This window comes from Alistipes montrealensis (genome assembly GCF_018362775.1).
In the GTDB taxonomy this organism is placed as follows: Bacteria; Bacteroidota; Bacteroidia; order Bacteroidales; family Rikenellaceae; genus Alistipes; species Alistipes montrealensis.
This window is the reverse complement of sequence record NZ_JAGYXY010000003.1, coordinates 179,964-202,629: the sequence shown is the minus strand read 5'-3', so window position 1 is coordinate 202,629 and position 22,666 is coordinate 179,964. Positions and strand designations below refer to the sequence as shown.

At 57.2% G+C, this 22,666-nt stretch carries 13 protein-coding genes and 1 other RNA gene; 8 read left to right on the top strand and 6 right to left on the bottom strand.

Annotated elements, in window-relative coordinates; genetic code table 11:
• Positions 1–11 precede the first annotated feature (11 nt).
• Positions 12–647, bottom strand: a complete 636-nt coding sequence (locus KG007_RS07030) for a hypothetical protein (RefSeq protein WP_195460547.1) — start codon at positions 645–647, stop codon at positions 12–14.
• A gap of 47 nt (positions 648–694) precedes the next feature.
• Here KG007_RS07030 and KG007_RS07025 point away from each other — a divergent pair, with 47 nt between their 5' ends.
• The 4 genes from KG007_RS07025 to KG007_RS07010 all read left to right on the top strand — a co-directional run bounded on the left by KG007_RS07025 (position 695) and on the right by KG007_RS07010 (position 6,332).
• Positions 695–2,110, top strand: coding sequence for an ATP-dependent DNA helicase (locus tag KG007_RS07025; RefSeq protein ID WP_213347851.1), 1,416 nt, complete (start codon positions 695–697; stop codon positions 2,108–2,110).
• A complete protein-coding gene (locus KG007_RS07020) occupies positions 2,103–2,678 on the top strand; it encodes a uracil-DNA glycosylase family protein (RefSeq protein WP_213347850.1) in 576 nt (191 codons plus the stop codon). Before KG007_RS07025 ends, KG007_RS07020 begins: the two co-directional genes overlap by 8 nt.
• A gap of 157 nt (positions 2,679–2,835) precedes the next feature.
• Positions 2,836–5,469: a DNA mismatch repair protein MutS gene (gene mutS / locus KG007_RS07015; protein ID WP_213348308.1), complete on the top strand. Its 2,634-nt coding sequence runs from the start codon at positions 2,836–2,838 to the stop codon at positions 5,467–5,469.
• Positions 5,466–6,332 (top strand): WG repeat-containing protein, encoded by an 867-nt coding sequence (locus KG007_RS07010; RefSeq protein WP_213347849.1) that lies wholly within the window; start codon positions 5,466–5,468, stop codon positions 6,330–6,332. The genes mutS and KG007_RS07010 overlap by 4 nt, the downstream gene beginning before the upstream one ends.
• 55 nt (positions 6,333–6,387) lie before the next feature.
• Here KG007_RS07010 and udk read toward each other — a convergent pair whose 3' ends face one another.
• The 3 genes from udk to KG007_RS06995 form a co-directional block, all read right to left on the bottom strand.
• Positions 6,388–7,011 (bottom strand): uridine kinase, encoded by a 624-nt coding sequence (gene udk / locus KG007_RS07005; RefSeq protein WP_195460539.1) that lies wholly within the window; start codon positions 7,009–7,011, stop codon positions 6,388–6,390.
• A gap of 197 nt (positions 7,012–7,208) precedes the next feature.
• Positions 7,209–9,167, bottom strand: a complete 1,959-nt coding sequence (gyrB, locus tag KG007_RS07000) for a DNA topoisomerase (ATP-hydrolyzing) subunit B (protein WP_195460538.1) — start codon at positions 9,165–9,167, stop codon at positions 7,209–7,211.
• A gap of 119 nt (positions 9,168–9,286) precedes the next feature.
• Positions 9,287–10,024: a cell division ATP-binding protein FtsE gene (locus tag KG007_RS06995; protein WP_195460536.1), complete on the bottom strand. Its 738-nt coding sequence runs from the start codon at positions 10,022–10,024 to the stop codon at positions 9,287–9,289.
• Positions 10,025–10,249: 225 nt separating this feature from the next.
• On the opposite strand from KG007_RS06995, the gene KG007_RS06990 reads away from it, so the two are divergent.
• The 4 genes from KG007_RS06990 (at position 10,250) to KG007_RS06975 (ending at position 18,610) form a co-directional block, all read left to right on the top strand.
• A complete protein-coding gene (locus KG007_RS06990) occupies positions 10,250–13,432 on the top strand; it encodes an ATP-binding protein (RefSeq protein WP_213347848.1) in 3,183 nt (1,060 codons plus the stop codon).
• Between the two features lie 159 nt (positions 13,433–13,591).
• Positions 13,592–16,675: an ATP-binding protein gene (locus tag KG007_RS06985; RefSeq protein WP_213347847.1), complete on the top strand. Its 3,084-nt coding sequence runs from the start codon at positions 13,592–13,594 to the stop codon at positions 16,673–16,675.
• Between the two features lie 104 nt (positions 16,676–16,779).
• Positions 16,780–17,183: a transfer-messenger RNA gene (ssrA, locus tag KG007_RS06980) on the top strand.
• A gap of 410 nt (positions 17,184–17,593) precedes the next feature.
• Positions 17,594–18,610 carry an acyltransferase family protein gene (locus tag KG007_RS06975; protein ID WP_213347846.1) on the top strand — a complete coding sequence of 339 codons (1,017 nt, stop codon included), beginning with the start codon at positions 17,594–17,596 and terminating at the stop codon, positions 18,608–18,610.
• A 47-nt stretch (positions 18,611–18,657) separates the two neighbouring features.
• Here KG007_RS06975 and KG007_RS06970 read toward each other — a convergent pair whose 3' ends face one another.
• Together KG007_RS06970 and KG007_RS06965 are read right to left on the bottom strand one after the other, a co-directional pair.
• Positions 18,658–20,640 carry an LruC domain-containing protein gene (locus tag KG007_RS06970; protein ID WP_213347845.1) on the bottom strand — a complete coding sequence of 661 codons (1,983 nt, stop codon included), beginning with the start codon at positions 20,638–20,640 and terminating at the stop codon, positions 18,658–18,660.
• A gap of 155 nt (positions 20,641–20,795) precedes the next feature.
• Positions 20,796–22,661: an outer membrane protein assembly factor BamB family protein gene (locus tag KG007_RS06965; RefSeq protein ID WP_213347844.1), complete on the bottom strand. Its 1,866-nt coding sequence runs from the start codon at positions 22,659–22,661 to the stop codon at positions 20,796–20,798.
• Positions 22,662–22,666 lie beyond the last annotated feature (5 nt).

The window sequence follows — 22,666 nt, the reverse complement described above, 5'->3', positions numbered from 1 at the left end:
TTTGCGGAGTTTTACTCCCAGTTGCCTGCCTCATTGTTACCAGCTTCCATCGATCCGAACTTGACGCCGGGATAACGGTTGAAGTTATTCTGCTCGTCGTCGATCAGGTTGATCACTTCCTGGCGGTAGGCTACCGTGTCGAGGAACATCTTGTAGGGTGCGCGAACCTCCACGACCGGAATCACGACTTTCGATTCGGTAGTGATGATGCCTGCCTCCATGATGAACTGGGCCTTGTTGTCGGTTCCGGGGATGAAACGCAGGTTCTCGACATCCTGGCGCGAGAGTTTTTTAGGCGCGAAAATCGTGTCGATAACGGCAATCTTGAACTTTTCCACATTCTTCTTGCCCGATTTCAGCAGCATAGCCAGAGCTGCCGAGTCGTCCTCGTCGACAATCTTGCGCTCCAGTTCGAGGGTGTCGTTCAGGATGAACGACTGCAACGAGTCGAAGCTGGCGGTAAAGTGCTGATACTTCGTTTTGAAGGAGCGCTGCGCGGTACGGATGTCCTTGATGCGGTCGATAACCTTGGCTTTCTTCGCCTTCGTTTCCTGTTCGAACCGGATCGGTGTCGAGATCTGAACATAGATGACGTAGATCAGGGCCACGATCGCTACGGCAAGAATGATTTGAAAGAGTTTTTTCATTTTAAATAAATATTTGTTATTAATTTTGTGCAGCAAAAAACCGACGCATGCTCAGTACACGTATCGCGACCCAAATTTACGCTAAAATTTGTTTCGAAACAACTCCCGGACAAAAAAAAATTATAGAAAAATTGTCCGAATATCTTGCAGATGACGATTTTTCGAAGATTTTCGTGCTGAACGGCTATGCCGGAACCGGAAAAACGACGCTGATCGCCGGACTCGTCGGTGCGCTTAAGGAGTTGGGAATCAAATCCGTGCTGCTGGCCCCTACGGGCCGGGCCGCCAAGGTGCTGGCTCAATACGCTCAGGAAAAAGCACTTACCATTCATAAACGTATCTACCGCCAGCGGACGAATGCCGATTATGAATCGAAATTTTCGCTGAACCTCAATGCCGAGCGCGGGGCGGTTTTCATCGTCGACGAGGCGTCGATGCTCTCCGACAACACTTCGGGCGGGGCGGTTTTCGGCAGCGGATCGCTGCTTTCGGATCTCGTGGAGTACGTCCGCAGCGGCCGCGGGTGTCGCCTGGTATTAGTCGGCGACAGTGCGCAGTTGCCGCCTGTCGGGGCCGATTTCAGCCCGGCGCTCGACCCTGCGTCGATGGATGCCTATGGCGACATCGTTTACGGTACGATGGACGAGGTGGTGCGGCAGGAGGCCCAGTCGGGCATCCTTTTCAACGCTACGCTGGTGCGCTGCATGCTCGAAAACGGCCTCTATGAAATTCCGCATTTCGAAATGCAATATCCCGACATCGAGGCGGTCGAAGGCGGCGAGTTTCTCGAAAAATTGCAGGATTGCTATGCCAAATACGGTCGTGACGAGACGATCGTCATTACCCGCTCGAACAAGCGTGCCAACCGCTATAACGAGGGTATCCGCCGCAACGTGCTCTATGCCGAGGAGGAGATCGAGAGCGGCGACATGCTGATGGTCGTCAAGAACAACTACTATTTTCCGGAACATACCGAAGATTGTCCGATGAATTTCATCGCCAACGGCGACATTGCGCGCCTGAAACGCCTCAGGCGGTTCGAAGACTTCTACGGCTTCCGTTTCGCCGATGCCGTGCTCGAATTCCCCGACTACAACGAGGCGGAAATCGAGTGTAAAATCCTGCTGGATACGATCGCTTCGGAGTCGCCGTCGCTCACCCGGGACGAATCTTCGCGCCTTTTCTACGAGGTGGAGAAGGATTACACGGACATCAAGAGCAAGCTCAAACGCTTTAAGGAAATTCGTGAAAATCCGCATTTTAACGCCGTTCAGGTAAAGTTTTCCTACGCCGTTACGTGCCACAAGGCGCAGGGCGGCCAGTGGCGGGCGGTCTTTGTCGACCGCTGTCTGTTCGGCGACGAGCAGATGTCGCGCGACATGCTTCGCTGGCTCTATACGGCCCTGACTCGCGCCACCGATAAACTGTATCTTGTAAATTTCGACGAAAAATTCTATGAATAGCGAACAGCACCCCCTGGAGCCTTTCCTTCCTGCCAATGCCCATGTTTTGATGCTGGGCAGTTTCCCGCCCAAGCGCATCCGCTGGTCGATGGAGTTCTTCTATCCCAATTTGCAGAACGACATGTGGCGGATCGTGGGCTACCTTGCGACGGGCGATAAAACGCACTTCCTTTGTCCCGGCGGAAAGCGCTTCGACCGGGAACGCATCGAGGCTTTCTGCCGCGAACGGGGGATTGCGCTGTACGACACGGCGGTAGAGGTTATCCGATTGAAAGACAATGCGTCGGATAATTTTCTTCAAGTAGTGCGTGAGGTGGATCTGGAGGCTCTGCTGGCCCGTATTCCCGCGTGCCGGGCCGTCGTTACGACGGGGCAGAAAGCCACCGACACGCTGCGCGCCATCACGGGCTGCGACGAACCAGCCGTGGGGGAGAGCGTGCCGATGCCCTTTGCGGGCCGGGAGCTGCGGCTGTGGCGTATGCCCTCCTCGTCGCGGGCTTATCCCCGTCCCGTCGAGTGGAAAGCGGAGTTTTACCGCAAAGTATTCTCCGAGAACGGGATCATCTGACCTCCCGGCAGGGGAAACAGACGAAATAGGCGAAAAAATTTGGTTGCCGACTTTGCACGGCATCCAAAAAAGGCCTATCTTTGTTGTATAAATTATACAATTTTTTATTTTGACATCAGACAAGAAAATCGACAAAAAATATGTCGAGACGCCCTTGATGAAGCAGTATTACTCCATCAAGGCAGTACATCCCGACGCTATCCTGCTGTTCCGCGTGGGCGACTTCTACGAGACTTTCGGCGACGATGCGATCAAGGCCAGCGGCATTCTGGGCATCACGCTCACGCGCCGCGCCAACGGTTCCGCGACGTATGTCGAGTTGGCGGGATTCCCCTACCATGCCATCGACACCTACCTCCCGAAACTGGTGCGGGCCGGCGAGCGCGTGGCTATCTGCGAGCAGTTGGAAGACCCTAAGCTGGTAAAGGGGCTTGTCAAGCGCGGTGTCATCGAACTGGTTACCCCGGGTATCGTGTTGGGTGACAATATTCTGGCCAACAAGGAGAACAATTTTATCGCCTCGGTCTATTTCGGCCGCCAGACCACGGGCGTCGCCTTCCTGGACATCTCCACGGGCGAGTTCTACGTGGCCGAAGGGTCGGACTCTTATGTCGATAAACTGATTTCGAACCTCTCGCCCAAAGAGGTCGTTTACCAACGCGGTTATGAGGACCGCTTTTCCGGTTCGTTCGGATCGAAACTCTACACCTACCGCCTCGACGAATGGGTTTTCTCGGAGGATGTCAACCGGGAAAAACTCTGCAAGCAGTTCGGGACCAAATCCCTCAAGGGTTTCGGTGTGGACCACTTCACCAGCGGCATTTCGGCTGCCGGAGCTATCCTCTATTACCTCGAATTCACCGAGCACCGCGAGACCGGGCATATCGCCTCGATCGCGCGCATCGACCAGGATGACTACGTGTGGGTCGATAAGTTTACGATCCGCAACCTGGAACTCTTTACCTCGAACGGGGCACGCGAAAAATGCGGCTTTGCCGATGTGATCGACCGTACGCTGACGCCGATGGGCGGCCGCCTGCTGAAACGCTGGATCGCCATGCCGATCAAGGACCCCGCGCGGATCAACGAGCGGCTGGACGTGGTCGAACGCTTTGTCAAGGATGCCGATCTGGCCGATGCCATCCGTGAGCAGGTGGCGCTGGTCGGCGACCTGGAACGTATCGCCGGGCGTATTGCCGCCCAGCGGGTTACGCCCCGCGAGTTGGTGCAGCTCAAGAATTCGCTCGGGGCTATCGAGACCCTCAAGGCGGCGCTGGAGTCCACCGACGACGACCGCCTGCACGGGCTTGCCGGGCAGATCGACGTACTGGCCGACGTTCGCGAGCGCATTGCCCGCGAAATTTATCCCGATCCGCTGAACAACCAGATTCAGAAGGGCGGCGTGATTGCCGACGGCGTCGATCCCGAACTGGACGACCTGCGCCGTATCGCGCTCCACGGCAAGGACTACCTGTCGCGTATTCAGCAGCGCGAGAGCGAAGCGACGGGGATTTCGTCGCTCAAGATCAGCTACAACAATGTTTTCGGCTATTATATCGAGGTTCGCAACGCCCATAAGGAGAAGGTTCCCGATACATGGATTCGCAAGCAGACCCTTGCCAACGCCGAACGCTATATCACCGGGGAACTGAAGGAATACGAGGAGAAAATCCTCGGCGCCGAGGAGAAGATGCTCGTGCTGGAACAGCGCATCTACGCCGAGATTATGGCCTATATCTGCGGTTCGCTTACGCCGATGCTGCGCGACGCGGCCGTCGTGGCGCGTATCGACTGCCTCCAGTCCTTCGCGCGTATCGCCTGCGAGCGCCGTTACGTGCGTCCCGTGCTGGACGACGGCAAGCGCATCGACATCCGCCAGGGCCGCCATCCCGTCATCGAGACGCTAATGCCCGTCGGCGAGGAGTATATTCCCAACGACGTGATGCTCGACGACAAGCAGCAGCAGATCATGATGATCACCGGTCCCAACATGTCGGGTAAATCGGCCCTGCTGCGCCAGACGGCGCTGATTATTCTGATGGCCCAGATGGGATCGTTCGTGCCTGCGAAATCGGCCCACATCGGTTATGTGGACAAGATTTTTACGCGCGTCGGGGCTTCGGACAACATTTCGCAGGGCGAATCGACCTTCATGGTCGAAATGCTCGAATCGGCCAGCATCCTCAATAATATTTCCGACCGCAGCATCGTGCTGCTCGATGAAATCGGACGCGGAACGTCGACTTACGACGGTATTTCGATCGCCTGGGCGATGGTCGAGTATCTCCACAACCACCCCTCGGCCCATGCCAAGACGCTCTTTGCCACGCACTACCACGAACTGAACGAGATGGAGCAGATGTGCCCCCGGGTAAAGAACTACCACGTTTCGGTCAAGGAGATGGGCAATCAGATCGTTTTCCTGCGCAAGCTCGAACGCGGCGGTACGGAGCACTCGTTCGGTATTCACGTGGCCCGTATGGCCGGCATGCCGGCGTCGATCGTCTCGCGTGCGGACGAAATCCTGCGCAACCTCGAACTGGTCTACGGCAGCAACGAGATCGTGCCGAGCCGCAGCCTCAAGGAGCGGGGCCGCAAGCCCACGGCGCAGGCCGTGAAGGAAGCGGCCGAAAGTGCCGGTCCGCAGAACATGCAGTTGTCGATGTTTCAGTTGGACGATCCCGTGCTGGTGCAGATTCGCGACCAGATCAAGGGCCTCGACATCAACTCGCTGACTCCGATCGAGGCACTCAATAAACTCAATGAAATCAAGAAGATAACCGGTATATGATGAAGTATTGCTTTACGTTCATTGCTGTGGCGTCGATAACGTTTGCGGCCTTTGCGCAGCAACCCGTCGTGCAACAGGAGTTCGATTACGTCGATTCGTTTTCCGAAGGGCGTGCCATTGTGGTGCGCAGCGGTAAATGCGGCTTCATTGACGAACGGGGAAATGTCGTCGTTCCGTTGCGTTATGCTTATGCGCGGCCTTTCAGCGGCGGGCTTGCCGCTGTTGTTACAGGCCACTGGCGGTCGGAAACGGAAATCGACGGGTTATACGGCTTCGTGGATCTCGACGGCAAGGAGGTCATCCCTTGCGAATATGAGGATGTCGGCAGTTTTTCCGGAGGCATTGCTGCTGTTTTCAAAAACAGGAAATGGGGCGGTATCGACCGGCAGGGCAATATGGTTATAAAACCGCAGTTCGACGACTCCTTCTGCTTCACGTCCGATATAGCCGTTGTCGGCATCAGGACGGATAAACTGCGTTTCGGTTATATCGACAAACAGGGGCGTGTAATCGTTCCGTGCCGGTATGATGCGGCGCTCGATTTCGATGGCGATCACGCCTGGGTGGAGAAGGACGGAGAGATGTTCCGGATTGACAAAACAGGAACTCCGGTTCCCGGCGTGAAACTTCATAATTTCTCCTGGGGCGGTAAATACGGTTTCCTGTCGGGGGCGCTTGAAGATGAAGCCGGAAAACTGCATTATGGCCTGTTGAATAAGGCCGGGAAGCTCCTCATGCCTTTCGAGTTCGATTTTATCTCGGTTTACGGACTTGGCGACGAAGATTATGTCGTTGCCGACAAAGGTGTTGAAAAACAGCGGTATTTGGTCAAAGGGCCGTCTGAAATCGTAAGGGTGAAATAAATGACAATTCCCGGACTTCTTGCGAGGCCCGGGAATTATTTATTAGGCTTCCGCCTTATTTGTTGCTCTGGATCAGCGACCGGATGTTCTGGATCAGCATGGCGACGGCAACCGAGTTGAAACCGCCTTCGGGAATAATCACGTCGGCGTATTTCTTTGACGGCTCGACGAACTCCTCGTGCATCGGTTTAACGGTCGAGGTGTACTGCGTGATGACCGACTGCATCGTACGTCCGCGCTCGCAAACGTCGCGCAGGATACGCCGCGCCAGGCGGATGTCGGCGTCGGTGTCGACGTAAACCTTGATATCCATCAGTTCGCGCAGTTCCTTGTTCTCGAAGATCAGGATGCCGTCGACGATGATTACCTTCGACGGTTTCACGCTTACGGTCTCGGCCGTACGGTCGTGGTCCACGAACGAGTAGACCGGGTGTTCGACGGGAACGTTGTTTTTCAGTGCCTTGATATGCTCCACGAGCATCTCCGTGTCGAATGCCTGCGGGTGGTCGTAGTTGAGTTTCGTGCGCTCCTCGTAGGTCAGTTCGGGGTGTGCCTTGTAGTAATAGTCGTGGCAGAGCGTCACGACATCGTCGCCGACGAATGCTTCCTGCAGACGCTTGACGAGCGTCGATTTTCCCGAGCCGGTTCCTCCGGCAACGCCGATTACCGTAACTTTCATAATCTATCAGTAAGTTTTGCGGTTATTGGACCGCTTGTGCATATCCGATTGTTCTTATTCGCCGCCTTCGGCGTCGTTTACAAATCTGACCCCACCCCAAACCCCTCCCTCGGGAGGGGCTTGTCGCAATGCGGCCGGAATTACGCAAAAAAAGGACTGCCCTTGTCGTGGGGGCAATCCTTTTTCGGTCTGTCGTTTTATGCGTCGATGTTCGCGTAATGCGCGTTGCGCTCGATGAATTCGCGGCGGGGCGGAACCTCGTCGCCCATCAGCATCGAGAAAATGCGGTCGGCTTCGGCTGCATTGTCGATGTTCACCTGGCGCAGGATGCGCGTGTCGGGGTTCATCGTCGTCTCCCACAACTGGTGGGCGTTCATCTCACCGAGACCTTTGTAACGCTGTACATGCGCGCCTTTTCCGAATTCGGCGGTGATCTCGTCACGCTCCTTTTCGGTCCAGCAGTAACGCTCCTGTTTGCCCTTCTTTACGAGGTACAGGGGCGGGGTAGCGATGTAGATATGGCCGTTCTCGATCAACTCCTTCATCTTGCGGAAGAAGAACGTCAGCATCAGCGTGGCGATGTGGCTTCCGTCGACATCGGCATCGGTCATGATGATGATTTTGTCGTAGCGCAGTTTTTCGAGGTTCAGGGCTTTGGAGTCCTCCTCGGTTCCGATCGTGACGCCCAATGCGGTGAACATGTTCTTGATCTCCTCGTTCTCCCACATGCGGTGCTCCTGGGCCTTCTCGATGTTCAGGATCTTACCGCGCAGCGGCATGATGGCCTGGAAGTTACGGTCACGGCCCGATTTGGCCGTACCGCCTGCCGAGTCACCCTCGACGAAGAAGATTTCGGCGATCGAACGGTCGCGGCTCGAACAGTCGGCGAGTTTTCCCGGAAGTCCGGCTCCCGACAATACGGTTTTGCGCTGCACCAGTTCGCGGGCGTGGCGTGCCGCGTGGCGCGCCGTAGCGGCGAGGATCACCTTCTGCACGATGGCTTTGGCGTCCTTCGGATTCTCCTCCAGGTAGTCGCCCAGCGCCGAGGCCATAGCCTGGTCGACGGCGGCAGAAACCTCGTCGTTGCCCAACTTGGTCTTGGTCTGGCCTTCGAACTGCGGCTCCTGCACCTTCACCGAAACGACAGCCGTAAGACCTTCGCGGAAGTCGTCGCCGTTGATGTCGAATTTGAGCTTGGCGAGCATGCCCGAATCCTCGGCGTATTTCTTGAGCGTACGGGTCAGCGCGCGGCGGAAACCCGTCAGGTGCGTACCGCCCTCGATGGTGTTGATGTTATTTACATAGGAGTGCACGTTTTCCGAGAAGGAGTCGTTGTACTGCATGGCCACCTCCACCGGGACGCCGTTCTTTTCGGTGTCGAGGTAGATGATCTGCTCGACGATCGGCGTGCCGCGTGTCGCGTCGAGATACTTGACGAACTCCTTGAGGCCCTCTTCCGAGTAGAAGTGGTCCTCGCGCGTCTTTCCCTCTTCGTCCTTACGCAGGTCCATGAGGTTCAGGCGGATGCCTTTGTTCAGGAACGCCAGTTCGCGCAGACGGTTGGCCAGGATGTCGTATTTGTATTCGGTGGTATGCGTAAAGATCGTGTCGTCGGGGCGGAACGTGATGGTCGTACCGCGGTCCGTACATTCGCCGACCACCTCGACCTGCGAAGTCGGGGCGCCCTTGCTGTACGTCTGGCGGTAAATCTTGCCGTCACGGCTGTGGATTTCGGCGATCAGCAGGTTCGAAAGCGCATTCACGCACGATACGCCGACGCCGTGCAGACCGCCCGAGACCTTGTAACTGCCCTTGTCGAACTTACCGCCGGCATGAAGTACCGTCAGTACGACTTCGAGCGCCGATTTGCCCTCCTTCTCGTGGTAGTCGGTCGGAATGCCTCGGCCGTTGTCCCTTACCGTGATGGAGTTATCCTCGTTGATCGTCACGTCGATGTCGGTGCAATAGCCCGCCAGCGCCTCGTCGATCGAGTTGTCCACGACCTCGTAAACCAGGTGATGGAGACCCTTCTCGCCGATGTCGCCGATGTACATGGCAGGACGCTTGCGCACCGCTTCGAGGCCCTCGAGGACCTGGATATTCGACGCGGAATATTCTTCTTCTTGTTTTTTAACGTTTTCTAATTCGGTACTCATCGTAGTCTTTAAAATATCGTACAAATATACAAAATATTTCCGGATAAAACAAGTGTCCGGAAAAGACTTTATAGTCGATTATTTCGCCTGTTTGTTTCCTCTGCGGCCGGGTGCGGAGCTTACGCAAGCTCGGCCTTGAGGTCTATTTCGCGGGTCCGGCCTTTGGAGAATAGGATGGCGCGGGCGGGGTAGTTTTCGATCAGTGCGGTGTTGTGTGTCGACATGACTACGGCGCAGCCCTGCGAGGCGATTTTCTGGAACAACTGCATGATGCCGTCAGCGGTCAGCGGGTCGAGGTTGCCCGTAGGTTCGTCGGCCAGCAATACCTGCGGATCGTTGAGCAGTGCGCGGGCGATCACCAGGCGCTGCTGCTCGCCGCCCGAGAGTTCGAAGGGCATCTTGTAGCTTTTGGCCCCGAGTTCCACCAGTCCCAGCACCCGGTCGATCCGTTCGCGGATCTCCTGTTCGCGTTTCCAGCCCGTGGCCTTCATCACGTAATAGAGGTTCATGAAGACGTTGCGGTCTGTGAGCAACTGGTAATCCTGAAAGACGATGCCGATGCGGCGGCGCAGATAGGGGATATCCCTGCGGCGCAGTTTGCGCAGGTCGTATCCCGCTACATATCCCTTTCCCGTAAGGAGTTGCACCTCGGCATATAAAGTTTTGAGTAAACTGCTTTTCCCGCTCCCGACACGGCCGATCAGGTAAACGAATTCGCCCGGAGCCACCGCAAGGTTGACTTCCGAGAGAACCATCTCGCCCTGCTGCATGAGTTTCTTTTCCGAGCAACTGCCGAAAGGATTGTCGGCGTGGTATATGGCCACGTCGCGGAGATTCACTACATATTTTTCATCCATGGTTTATCGTTGTGGTTTCGCGTAAACAAAGATAAGCAAAATATCCGGATCGACCCTTCGCGTGCGGTAAAAATGCGGGCTATTTTGTGCCGGGAGAGTGTGTTTGGCCGGAATTTGCCTCGGGGCGAGCGCATGTGTATAGAAAAACGGTGTCCATAATTTGCATATCCCGACCCCAATACCTACTTTTGTTCACGCCATTTGTTACATGGATTTGATAGACTTATGAAAGAACAAGAGATTCTGCAAACGATAATGCGGGATATGAACACGGGCTGGTGGGAAGCGGACATGTCCCGCCGGATAATCCGCATGTCCGATTTTTTGCAGAACCTGCTTCAGTTCCCGGCGCCGGAGATAGGTTTCGACGAATTCAAAAGCCATATTCCGGAGCCTTACCTGCGCTATTCCGGTTCGGAGTGCATATTCCACGGTTACGATACGCTCGAACGGACGGTTCCGCTGGTCGTGCCCGACGGACGGCAGTTGTGGCTCGTGTGGAAACTCGTTCGCCGCCAGGCGACTCCGGAGGGCGATATCCTGATCGGCTACGTACGTCCCGCGGAGACGGCGCGGGAGGGTGCGGCCGGGGTCGAATCGGCGCGGATGGACGACCTGCTTTTCCGCCTTACCGGTATTTCGCATACGCTGTTGTCGCTGCTGCATACCGGAAGGACCGAAGATACGGTGAACAAAATCCTGTTCGACGTGCTTACGATGTTCCGCGGCGGACGCGCCTATATTATAGAGTTCGACTGGGAGCGCCGCACGCACGACTGTACGTATGAAGTGACGGCGGACGGCGTTTCGAGCGAGCAGGACCGGCTCAGTTCGCTTCCGATGGAGGACTTTCCCTGGTGGACGGATCATATTCAGCGCAACCTGCCGATCATCCTTTCGAACCTCGACGAACTGCCGCCCGAAGCGGCCAGCGAGCACGATTTGCTGAAGGTGCAGGACATTAAATCGCTGATCATCATGCCGCTGGTTTCCCGCGATAGGGTATGGGGATATGCCGGGATAGACATCGTCGGGGAGCCCCGCAACTGGACCAACGAGGATTGCCAGTGGTTTGCGTCGCTGGTCAATATCATCGGTCTGTGCCTCGAACTGCAACGCTCCGAGCAGGCGGCGCAGGACGACCGACTTTACCTGCAAAGCCTTTACCGCCACATGCCGCTGGGCTATATCCGGATGAAGATGCTTTACGACGAGTCCGGGGATGTGCGTGACTATCGTATTATCGACTCGAACGATGCGGCCGACGAGATTGTCGGCTTCCCCCGCGAAACCTATGTCGGGCGCACCGCTTCCGAATTGGGCGTTAACCTGGAGACGCATATCCGGGGGCTTACGGAGGTGATCCGGACGGGGAATTACGTAGCGAGCGACATTGTCGCCGAGCCTGTAAACCGCTACCTGCACTATGTCCTTTACTCCACGGGAGAGGATGAAATCACGGGCTTTTTCCTCGACCAGACCGATATTCACCAGGCGCACGAAACGATCCAGCGCAACGAGAAGCTGCTGCGCAACATCTTCGACAACATCCAGGTCGGCGTGGAACTTTACACCCCCGACGGCAAACTGGTCGACATCAATAACAAGGACATGGAGATTTTCGGCGTCACGAAAGAGGCCGCCCTCGGACTCAATTTCTACGACAATCCGCTCGTGCCGCAGGAGATCCGCGACGGGGTTCGCGAAGGACGGGAGCAGGCTTTCCGGCTCAACTATCCCTTCGACCGGCTGGACGGTTACTATACGTCCGGAAAAACCGGGTTCCTGGAGATATACACCACGGTCAACATGCTCTACGACACGCAGGGGCGGCTGGCGAACTTCATGCTGATCAACATCGACAATACGGAGATCAACCGGGCCCATACGCGGCTTGCGGAGTTCGAGACCTCGTTCTCGCTGGTGAGCCGCCTGGGAAAAATGGGGTACTGCCGTTTCGATTTGCTGACCAAGGAGGGCGACGGCGTTCCCCAGTGGTTCCTGAACCTCGGCGAGAAGCCCGAGACGCCGCTCAACCAAATTATCGGTATCTATCCGCATGTCGACCCGGCCGACCGCGATGCCATCATCCGGGAGATTACCCGCGTCAAGGCCAACGAGTCGGACAGCTTCAACCTCGACCTGCATATCCTGAACGACGACGGTTCGGAGAACTGGACCCGGATCAACGTGGTGCGCAACCCGATGAACAACGATCCGAAGAAGATCGAAATGGTCTGCGTCAACTACGATATTACGGAACTGAAGATGGCCGAGAAGCGCCTGATCGAGGCCAAGAACAAAGCCGAAGTCAGCGACCGCCTCAAATCGGCTTTCCTGGCCAATATGAGCCACGAAATCCGAACGCCGCTCAATGCTATCGTGGGCTTCTCGAACCTGCTGGCCGAAACCGACGATCCCGAGGAACGGCGCGATTACATCCATGTGGTCGAGGAGAACAACGATCTGCTGCTCAAACTCATATCCGACATTCTCGATCTTTCGAAGATCGAGGCCGGAACGTTCGATTTCAACTACGGCACGGTCGATGTCAACCAGATGTGCGAAGAGGTCGTGCGGTCGCTGAGCATCAAGGTGCAGGATCGGCCCGTCGAACTGCGTTTTACCCGCCACGGGGAGCAGTGCTACCTGTCGGGTGACAAGAGCCGCCTGACACAGATCATTACCAATTTTATCAACAACGCCTTGAAATTCACCGCCGAGGGTAGTGTTACGCTCGATTATGCGGTCGAAGGGGAGGACGTGCGATTCTGGGTCGAGGATACCGGAACGGGTATCGACCAGGAACACCTGAAGAATATTTTCGAACGGTTTGTCAAGCTCAACAATTTCGTGCAGGGCACAGGACTGGGATTGTCGATCAGCAAGTCGATCGTCGAGCAGATGGGCGGTCATATCGGCGTAGAATCGCAGCTCGGCAAGGGTTCGCGCTTCTGGTTTACGGTTCCGATCGGTGCATGCGAGTGCACCCCGGAACAGCCTGCCGAAGCTCCGGTTCCGTTCCTGGCGGCGGCCCGCGACGGCAAACGCCCCCTGCTGCTGGTTGCCGAGGATACCGAAAGCAACTACCTGCTGGTGTCGCTGATGCTCAGGAAGGAGTATGACATACTCCATGCTGCCGACGGCAAGGAGGCTGTACGGCTGTGCGAGGAGGCCCGTCCCGATGCCGTGCTGATGGATATTCAGATGCCGGTGATGGACGGATTGGAGGCCACGCGGCAGATTCGCAGCAGCGGCAGCCGGATTCCGATCATTGCCGTGACGGCGTTCGCCTACGACCGCGACCGCCAGCGGGCACTCGATGCCGGGTGCAATGAATACCTTGCAAAACCCCTTACGGGCGACAAGCTGAAACACACGTTGCACGTGCTGCTTTCAGGCGAGTAGGCCGTGAACGCTGTTTTTTGAAAGCCGGTTCCGTTGGGAGACCGGCTCTCTTTTTGAATCCCGGACCGTGCCCGGCAGAATAATTATCGGCCGAAATGGCTAAAATCCGATGTTTTTCGTTACTTTTAACCGGATTTTATGCGTCCGCTGCAAAACTGTATGAGAAGAAATATTTGCGTCGTTGTAATATGCCTGCTGACTGCCGGGCTCTATCTGCCTGTGCGTGCCGATGTTCCGCCGGCGTCGGGCAATTACGTCCTGCTGCTCAATTCGGCCAACTTCGGCGAATCGTGGTCGGATGTGATTCTCGAATCGCTCGTCAAGGGCCTCACCAAACAGGGCGTGGCGATCAGAACGGACGTGTTGCAGGTCCCGAAAATGACCACGCTCGGCGATGCACAGGCAAAGTGCGGGATGCTGCTCGAAAAGTACCCTGTGCCCCCGCGTGCCATTATCTTTATCGGCGATCCGGGATGGCTGGTCACGCGGCCGCTTTTCGATGCGGAATGGAAAGACATTCCGACGCTCATCCTCTATTCCCGCAGCCGGATGCCTGCCCGCACCGAAGACCTGCTGTCGGGAAACCTGACTGAAAAGACGATGCTGCCTGCCGAGCAGGTGACCGAAGGATATAATGTGACCGTGCTTCGCCAGCCGTCCTATATTCGAGAAACGGTCGCCTCCATGCAGCGGCTCCTGCCCCGGATGCGGCGCGTGGCTTTCATCTCCGATCACCGTTACATCAGCCTGCGGGTGCGGGAAGAGGTCGAAAAAACCTTCCGGGAGGATTTTCCGGAATTGACGCTCGAACTGCTCAGTACGCCCGAGCTGAGCACCGAGCAACTGCTCGACCGGCTTGCCGAGTTCGACGATACGGTCGGGCTGATCTATTATTCGTGGTTTGTGACCGGCAGCAGGTCGACGCACAGCTACCTCGACGACAACGTTCAAAAAGTACTCTTTGCGTTCACCCGTACGCCGGTTTTCTCGATTGCCGACCGCAGTTCCGAAGTGGGGGATTTTGCGGGCGGTTACTACATCGCCGCCGCGGATTTCGCCCCGGAAGTAATCGCCACGATGCAGGAGATACTCTCGGGGACCCCTGCCCGCGACATCCCGTGGCGCGACGGAGGAACCCCGGCCCTTTACCTGAATTATGCCCACCTCGACCGTCACAACGTGCCCGAGGAACTGTTTCCCGGCGATGCGGTCTATTCGCAGGTTCCGCCGGGATTTTTCGAAAAATACAAGTTCCAGTTCATCTCTGCGCTGTCGCTGTTGCTGCTCGTTGTGATCGGCGGAGGTTTGTGGCTGCGGTTTTCCTTCCAGCGGCAAAGCCAGCTTCGCCGCGAGTATAACCTTCTGGCCCGGTATCGCCGCCTGGTGGACAACATGCCGGTGATCTATATCCGCCGCAAACCGCTCGAGGCCGGCGGGGACTTCGTTTTCCTGGATGTGAACACCGCCTTCGAGCACGCTTTCGGATGCAGCGGCGACGAGGTCGTCGGCAAAAAACTGAGCGACCTGCTCCCTTCCCATGCGGAAATGCGCTGTCTCAGCCTGGAATCCGACATCTTCGTCGTGCCGGGCGAAACGGGCGACCGCTATTTCAAATGCCTGACGTTCCGTAGCAGCGAAGCGGGTGTCGACGACATCTTCTGCATCGACCGTACGGAGGAGCACCTCGGGCAGCTGCATATGGAAGAGCACAACAGGGAGCGTGAAAAACTCTATGAGAAATACAAACTGGTCCTGCGCGCCACGGGACTTACGCCGTGGACCTGGGACAAGCGCACGGAGTTGATCGACTGCGATTTCGAATATACCCCCGGGTCCTATGACATCGAGAATAACCAGTTGATCGTCCCGTCGGACGTGTATTACGACCTGATCCATCCCGACGACCGCGAACGCATCCGCAAGGCATACGTAGACCTGCACGAAGGGCGAACGGACATCCTGCAGCAGGAATACCGTGTCTTTTATGTCCCCGGTGCGACGGAATATTACTGGGTCAAGAGTTTTGCCATCGTCATGGAGTGGGATGCCGGCCATAAGCCGCAGATGCTTGTGGGCGCATCGTTGCAGATCAACGTGCAGAAGGCCCTGGAACAGGACCTGCGCGAAGCCAAGGAGAAAGCCGAAGAGTCGAACCGCCTCAAGTCGGCCTTCCTGGCCAACATGAGCCACGAAATCCGTACGCCGCTCAACGCCATCGTGGGTTTCTCGAACCTGCTGACCGAGACCGAAGACATCGAGGAACGGCGGGAGTTCATGCACCTGGTCGAGGAGAACAACGACCTGCTGCTCAAACTGATCTCCGATATCCTGGACCTTTCGAAGATCGAAGCCGGAACCTTCGAGTTCAATTACAGCGTGTTCGATGTCAACCTGATGTGCGAGGAGGCGGTACGTGCGCTCGGTTTGAAGGTCGGCGATCGTCCGGTCGACTTGCGTTTTGTCCGTCGCGAGCCCCGGCGGATGATTTACGGGGATAAAAACCGGCTGACGCAGATTATCACCAACTTCATCAACAACGCCCTGAAATTTACGGAAAAGGGATCTATCTCGCTGGACTACGAAGTGACCGGCGACCGGATTCGTTTTCAGGTCGCGGATACCGGTTCGGGAATCGCCCCGGAGAAGCAGGCCGCCGTTTTCGAACGCTTCGTCAAACTCAACAGTTTTGTCCAGGGAACGGGGCTGGGACTTTCGATCTGCAAATCGATCGTCGAGCAGATGGGCGGGCAGATCGGCCTGGAGTCGGAAGTCGGCAAGGGATCGTGTTTCTGGTTTACGGTTCCCGTCGGGACCGGCGATTTCTCCGAAATGGAGGACGAAGCCGCGGAAATGGAAGCTCTGGTTATCCCCGCATCGGGAAAACGGCCGGTAGTGCTGGTAGCCGAAGATACCGAGAGCAGTTTCCTGCTCGTCATGATGACGCTTAAAAAGGAGTACGAGGTCGTGCATGCACGTGACGGGATCGAGGCTGTGCGGCTGTTCCGCGAGTTGCAGCCCGATGTGGTGCTGATGGATATCCAGATGCCCGGCATGGACGGCCTGGAGGCTACACGGCAAATCCGGCAGTGCAATACTTCGGTTCCGATCATTGCCGTGACGGCGTTTGCCTACGACCAGGACCGGCAGCGGGCGCTCGACGCAGGGTGCACCGACTACCTCCCCAAGCCGCTTACGGGCGACAAACTGCGGCAGAAACTCCGCCACCTGTTATCGAAAAGGTAGCGGGAGGGGAGCGCCGCATGCAATTTCCCGGGACGGAAGGGCGTAAATCCGAAAAAATGCACTATCTTTGCATCAGTTTCCGATTGACTTTGCACGGAAAGACCGGGGGTGCCTGGTTTTGACAGCAGGCAGAGTTTGATTGTAAGCACGCCGAGCGCTGTGTGGCGGCTCGTTAATCCCGATGCTCGAACTACAAATGGCAATAACAGCCTTGCACTCGCTGCCTAATTTTCAAGGAAAATTGGCTTAATCGCTGAAGCCTAGGCGCTTTGGCGACGAGTATCCCGAAGGGACGTTCCGCTCTTTAACGGCTCTTCATACGGGGTATCATCCATTTAGAGATAGTGCGCCGGAGTGTTCCGGCCGGTGCGCGAAAATTTAGGAACTGGGCCCCGCGTTCGGTCGCTGCCTGCCAGGCACGGGGAGAAGGATCAAATGGTGGCTAAGCGTGTAGAAAGCTTTCGGGTTCCCTGTTTGGACGCGGGTTCGACTCCCGCCACCTCCACTGAAACGCAGCGTTCCGGTTCTCCGGGGCGCTGTTTTTTTTGGACGCGGGTTACCTCCGTCGCGAAACCCCGTACCGCCCTGCGGGCGACAACGGCGCTCGGTCGGTGAGGATGGCTTCGCCACGTTCGACTCCCGCCACCTCCACTGAAACGCAGCGTTCCGGTTCTCCGGGGCACTGTTTTTTTTGGATGCGGGTTACCTCCGTCGCGAAACCCCGTACCGCCCTGCGGGCGACAACGGCGCTCGGTCGGTGAGGATGGCTTCGCCACGTTCGACTCCCGCCCATTTCCGCAGAATCCGGCATCCTCTCGCCGGGGCATCCCTCTTTTGTGGCGTGTTTGGACGTTTTAATGCGTTTTTTTCCACCGGAATGGTCTATATCGTCAATCCGAAATTATTATCTTTGCCGCAATGAACGAACAACTGACTCGGCGGATTGATTTCATCGACCTTACAAAGGGTCTGTGTATCATGCTGGTTGTGATGGTGCATGTCGGGGGAATCTTCGACGGTCCCACGACCGGGCGAATCCTGTCGAGTTTCGTCATGCCGCTCTATTTCTTCGTTTCGGGGCTTTTCTTCAAGTCCTACGAAGGATTTGCGGGCTTCCTTCTCCGTAAAACAGACAAACTGCTCGTTCCCTTCCTGGTCTTTTACCTGGGTTCGTTCCTGCTGATGTACGGTATTTCGAAGGCGTTGCCCGGAACGTTCCAGCTTCCGGTACGCTGGAGCGAACTCCTGCTGGTTTTCCGGGGGCACGAATTGATCCGCTTCAATCCCCCGGTTTGGTTCCTGGTTGCGCTCTTCAATTGCAACATCCTGTTTTACATCGTTCACTACCTGCGCGACAAACACGTTCCGGCATTGTTCGCCGTGACCTTGCTGATCGGTGTCGCCGGATTCTGGCTGGGCAAAGAGCGGATCGAGCTGCCGTTTTATATCGACGTGGCCATGACGGCCATGCCGTTCTATTTCGCGGGGTTCTGGATTCGCCGTTACAACTTTTTCCTCTATCCGCACCACCGTTTCGACAAACTGATTCCGGTGTTCGTCGTGCTGGCTGTTGCGGCGATGTATTTCACGGCTACGCCCCTGGGGATGCGGACCAATAATTACCCGGGAAATATCTTTCAGGTCTATCTCGCGGCTTTCGCCGGCATCTTTGCCGTCATGCTCCTGTGCAAGGAACTGAAGAGTGTCCCCGTCGTCACCTACCTGGGCCGCTATTCGATCATCACGCTCGGCATCCACGGTCCGCTGCTCTTTTTCCTGCGGCCGCTCGTGTCGCGGTTTCTGGCCGACAGCTGGGTGCAGTCGGTCGTTCTGCTGGTGCTGACGCTCCTTGTCTGCCTCGCGCTGACGCCCGTCATCATCCGGCTCATTCCGCAGTTCGTCGCCCAGAAAGACCTGCTTAACCGCAAACCATAAAAAAACAGGCTCCTTCGGGAGCCTGTTTTGTATGATGCCTGCCTGGGCTATTTGTACCAGTCGGCATTGTCGGCGCCGTTCGACGATGCCCAGCCCATGTAAGCGGGGTAGAGCTTGTCGATGGGCGTCTTCTCGTTTACGGGGTCGAGCAGCTTGGAGAGGTCTACCTCCGTCGCACCCGAAAGGAAGAAGGCGAAGGGGTAACTCTCGGCGCGAACGTAGTAGCGTCCCGAAGCCGGATCGGACTTGTCGTCGCTCGTGCCGAAGAATTTCGTATCCGCTTTGGCGGTCGGCGCTTCGAAGGGCAGGTGTACCTCCTTGCGCAGGCCCGGGGTGAGGTCGTCGTCGGTCGTGCGATAGATGAAAGGCTTGACGACAGCGGCTTTCCCTTCGGCGATCGGCGAAGCGTACTTTGCCGTGATCTTGTAGGTCGCACCCATATCCTGCTTCACGTTGGGGGTCAGCAGGAATACGTTGCCCTCGCGCTCAACGGCATACGATTCGTATTCCGGCGACGGATTGTCCTTGCCGGCGGGACGGAGTATCGAGAACTCCAGCTCGGACGATACGGCGTCGCCTCCGAGGGTGAAGGCCAGTCCGTTTTCGAGCCCTGCAAGGTTGTTGAAGGTCTTGAAGAGATACGATTCCTCGTAAATACCCTTGCTGCCGACCGTCTTCGTGTAGTCGAGTTTCACCATCACGTCGTTCATGTCGTAGTCGCCGCGGCTGGGCCACAGGTCTTCGAACGCATAGATGCCCTTCAGCAGGCGCACTTCGCGTTTGGTGTCGTCGGCTCCGGGTTTCTCGTCGACCGACGGAATGTCGACCACGGCGTCCACCGGATTCGATTTCATCGTGAAGATCACGTCGCTGAAGTTCTGGTCGGTCGTGTAGTCCTCGAACGAGCAGATCACCGAATTGAGGTCAAGCGACGAGTTGGTGTAGCGGTAAACGGCCGTCCGGGGCTGCTTGTAGGCGACGCCCTTGTCGTTGATGCTCAGGCCGTCGGACGTGGCCGCCCGGTATTTTTTGACTCCCGTGAATCCGGGAAGCCGGTTGCCCCAGGCGTTGGTGGCAAGGACGAATCCGATGCGGTAGCCCTTCGGGAAGACCGTGGTGGCGCCTTCTTTGCTGCCCTCGGCGATTTTCGGGTAGAACATCAGTTGCACGGCGGTTCCGCGGTCCACGCCTTTGTATTTGGCGGCCTTTTTGGGGTCGTTGCTCCATTTTCCGTCCTGCGTGTTGGGGAAGATCATAATGGGATGCACGTCCTTGAGCGATGCGGGATGTTCCGCGGCATCGTAATAATAGTAGCCCATCGAGCAGTTCCAGCAAGTGTTGCTCATCAGGAACGTGATGGCGACCTCGGCGTCCTTTTCCAGGTAGAGGTCGCTCGACGAGCGATATTCTTCGGGGCAGGCCTTCGAAGTGTCGAAAACCTTGTTGGCGGCGTTGTAGAGCTTCTTCCAGTTCTTCTCGCGCAGTTCGTCGCCCGTATAGGCATAGTCGATGCGGCCGTAGGTGTCGTCGTAAGTCCCGAGCCACGTCTTCCAGCCGTCGCCGGTGACGGCTGCCGACTCGTAACCGGCGCGGGTAGCTTTCGCTGCGGCGGCAGTTTCGGTATCGAGGGCCGAAGCCGTCAGTGCCGCACCGTTCTTGTCGGCGGTCAGCAGCGTCCGGGCGTGGACGTTGGGGGTGTAGATATAGGCTTTGGCGAGATAGGCCGGGAGGTCGATCTTTGCCGAAAAACGGCCCTCTGCATCGGTATAGCCCGCATAAAGCGGCTCGATGCCTTCGACTTTTTCATACGCCGTGCCTTCGGCGTTCTCCCGTACGGGTGCGGCGTCGTAGACTTCGAAGTATACTTCGGCCTGTGTGCCGTAATCCACCGAAAGGGTGGTAGCTTTTACCGTCGAGAAGTCGAATTTGTTGAACTCCTCCCCGGGTTTTGTCGAACCGTTGTCCGAAATGTCCTTGACACAACCGCCCAGAAGTGTCAGTGACAAAAGTGCATAGACTGCTCTTTTCATATTTGTTTGCATGTATGGTGTTGCAGTGCGCGTCCGCCGTGGGCCAAGATGTTTTGTCTTTGGGCGGAAATGTAAATCCTGCGACAAAGGTACGAAAAAAACGGACCGATACAAATTATCCGGTCCGTTTTTTACAAATATTGCTTTAGCGCCAACTATTTAGGGATTCTGAAGAGTTTTCCTTCGGCGAAAGTCGCCCACAGCGAACCGTCGGGAGCCGCGGTGATGAAGTTCGCCGCCGAATTGCAGCACTTGACACACCACAACAATGTGCCGTCCTCGCGCACGGCTGCGACGTTGCCCGAACGGTCGGCCAGGTAGGCGATGCCGTCGCTTACGGTTACCGGACAGGCCGTGTAGTCGTAGCCGAAGCCTACGGGAGTGAGCCATAGTTGGCGAAACGAGTCCGAAGCCGTGTCTATGGCCAGCAGTTCTCCGTCCATGGTTTTGACGTAGAAGCGTTTGCCGTCGGCGCTTATGCCCGACGATTCGCGGGCCTTGTAATCCGTACAGCGCCAGACGACGCGCCCGGTCGCCAGGTCGATACTGGTGATGGCCCGGTCGGGAGCGTCGATGAAAACGCGTCCGCCGCTGATCCGGGGGACGATGTTGCCCGGAGACTGGAACGAGCTTTTCGAGCCGTTGCTCCACTTCCAGCAAAGGGTTCCCGTTGCGGCGTCGAGGCAGTAAAGGCGGCGGTTCCAGGCCCCGAATACCAGTTTTCCGTCCGCCAGCGCGGGCTGCCCCTGCGACTGGCCGCGTCCGTAGTCGTAACGCCATAGGATGCTGCCGTCGCGCACCGCGATTTTAGCCATCGTGCCGTTTCCGAGTCCGATGTAGAGTGCCGTGTTGCGGCCCCGGCCGTCGACGAGTCCCTGCCCGACGATCGGCGTCGGGGTATCTATGTGCCACCGTTCGCGGCCCGTGCGGGCGTCGTAGGCGCGCAGTCCGTCGGTCGTCGTGCCGACGATAACCAACCCCTCGGCTGCGATCGGCGTGGAGTAGAGCGCTCCGCCGAAGCGTTTCTGCCAGAGTTCCCGGCCGCGGCGCGTGTCGTAGGCGCGCAGCACGCCCTGCGTAGTACCATAATATACGATGTCTTTGTAAAATGCCGCTCCGGTGTAGACCGTAGCGCTGTCTTGCAGGACGAATTGTGCGTGCGCCTCGTAGTCAGGCGCAGCGGGCATCGGGTCGGAGGCGATGGCGAGCACTTGCGGATCGTCCTCTAAGCGGATTGCGAAACAGGTGCGCGGAGCCGCTCCCAGCACCTTCTCCCGGACGCGGACCGAGTCGCCCCAGAAATCGAGCAGTGTGTAACCCGCGTCAGTGTCGTTCTTACCCCGCAGGGCGCGCCCCTGAATTCCTGCCACGGAGTCGAAATTATAGAGCGACGGAGCCTGGTGGTAGTGTCCGAACAGCGTGAGCGGGATGCCCAGCCGCCGGAGTGTCGCCGTCACCTCGGCCCGGTTGGTGAGATCCTTGTTGAGTGGATAGTGGCAGAGGCTCACGATCCGTTCCCCCGGCCGGGCTTTCGCGGCCTCTTCGGCCAGCCACGTGAGGTCCTCGGTGCGCACGGCTCCCATGGCCATCTTCATGAAAGGTCCCGAAGCATACCCCAGGAAGAGGTAGCCCCCGGCACGGAAAGCGGTGCGTCCGTCGTGGCCGAACACCTTGGCAAAGGTCGTGCAGGCACTTTCGGACCACGTGCTTTCGTGGTTGCCCGGAACGGCATGCCACGGCTTTTCGAGCTGCGAGATCAGGTCGTGGACATGCCTGAGTTCGGCGTCGCTGCCCAGGTTCGTGAGGTCGCCGCCGAAGATCACGACATCGCACGGCGAGACGTTGACCTCGGCGACCGCGACGCGGAAGAGCGAGTCCTGCACATTGCCGGGCGTTACGTGAATGTCCGTGAGGAAAGCGACGCGGAGCGTGTCGCAGGGAGCGGTTGCCGCGGTTACGGTCGAAAAAGCGATCGTTGACCACAACACACTAAAGCACAGTAAGATTTTAGGGTATTTCATCGGTT

What these genes read in the sequence shown, in the direction of transcription:
- KG007_RS07030 (WP_195460547.1), bottom strand. Translation starts at nt 647, where the DNA reads ATGAAAAAACTCTTTCAAATCATTCTTGCCGTAGCGATCGTGGCCCTG.
- KG007_RS07025 (WP_213347851.1), top strand. Translation starts at nt 695, where the DNA reads ATGCTCAGTACACGTATCGCGACCCAAATTTACGCTAAAATTTGTTTC.
- KG007_RS07020 (WP_213347850.1), top strand. Translation starts at nt 2,103, where the DNA reads ATGAATAGCGAACAGCACCCCCTGGAGCCTTTCCTTCCTGCCAATGCC.
- mutS (WP_213348308.1), top strand. Translation starts at nt 2,836, where the DNA reads ATGAAGCAGTATTACTCCATCAAGGCAGTACATCCCGACGCTATCCTG.
- KG007_RS07010 (WP_213347849.1), top strand. Translation starts at nt 5,466, where the DNA reads ATGATGAAGTATTGCTTTACGTTCATTGCTGTGGCGTCGATAACGTTT.
- udk (WP_195460539.1), bottom strand. Translation starts at nt 7,011, where the DNA reads ATGAAAGTTACGGTAATCGGCGTTGCCGGAGGAACCGGCTCGGGAAAA.
- gyrB (WP_195460538.1), bottom strand. Translation starts at nt 9,167, where the DNA reads ATGAGTACCGAATTAGAAAACGTTAAAAAACAAGAAGAAGAATATTCC.
- KG007_RS06995 (WP_195460536.1), bottom strand. Translation starts at nt 10,024, where the DNA reads ATGGATGAAAAATATGTAGTGAATCTCCGCGACGTGGCCATATACCAC.
- KG007_RS06990 (WP_213347848.1), top strand. Translation starts at nt 10,250, where the DNA reads ATGAAAGAACAAGAGATTCTGCAAACGATAATGCGGGATATGAACACG.
- KG007_RS06985 (WP_213347847.1), top strand. Translation starts at nt 13,592, where the DNA reads ATGAGAAGAAATATTTGCGTCGTTGTAATATGCCTGCTGACTGCCGGG.
- KG007_RS06975 (WP_213347846.1), top strand. Translation starts at nt 17,594, where the DNA reads ATGAACGAACAACTGACTCGGCGGATTGATTTCATCGACCTTACAAAG.
- KG007_RS06970 (WP_213347845.1), bottom strand. Translation starts at nt 20,640, where the DNA reads ATGAAAAGAGCAGTCTATGCACTTTTGTCACTGACACTTCTGGGCGGT.
- KG007_RS06965 (WP_213347844.1), bottom strand. Translation starts at nt 22,661, where the DNA reads ATGAAATACCCTAAAATCTTACTGTGCTTTAGTGTGTTGTGGTCAACG.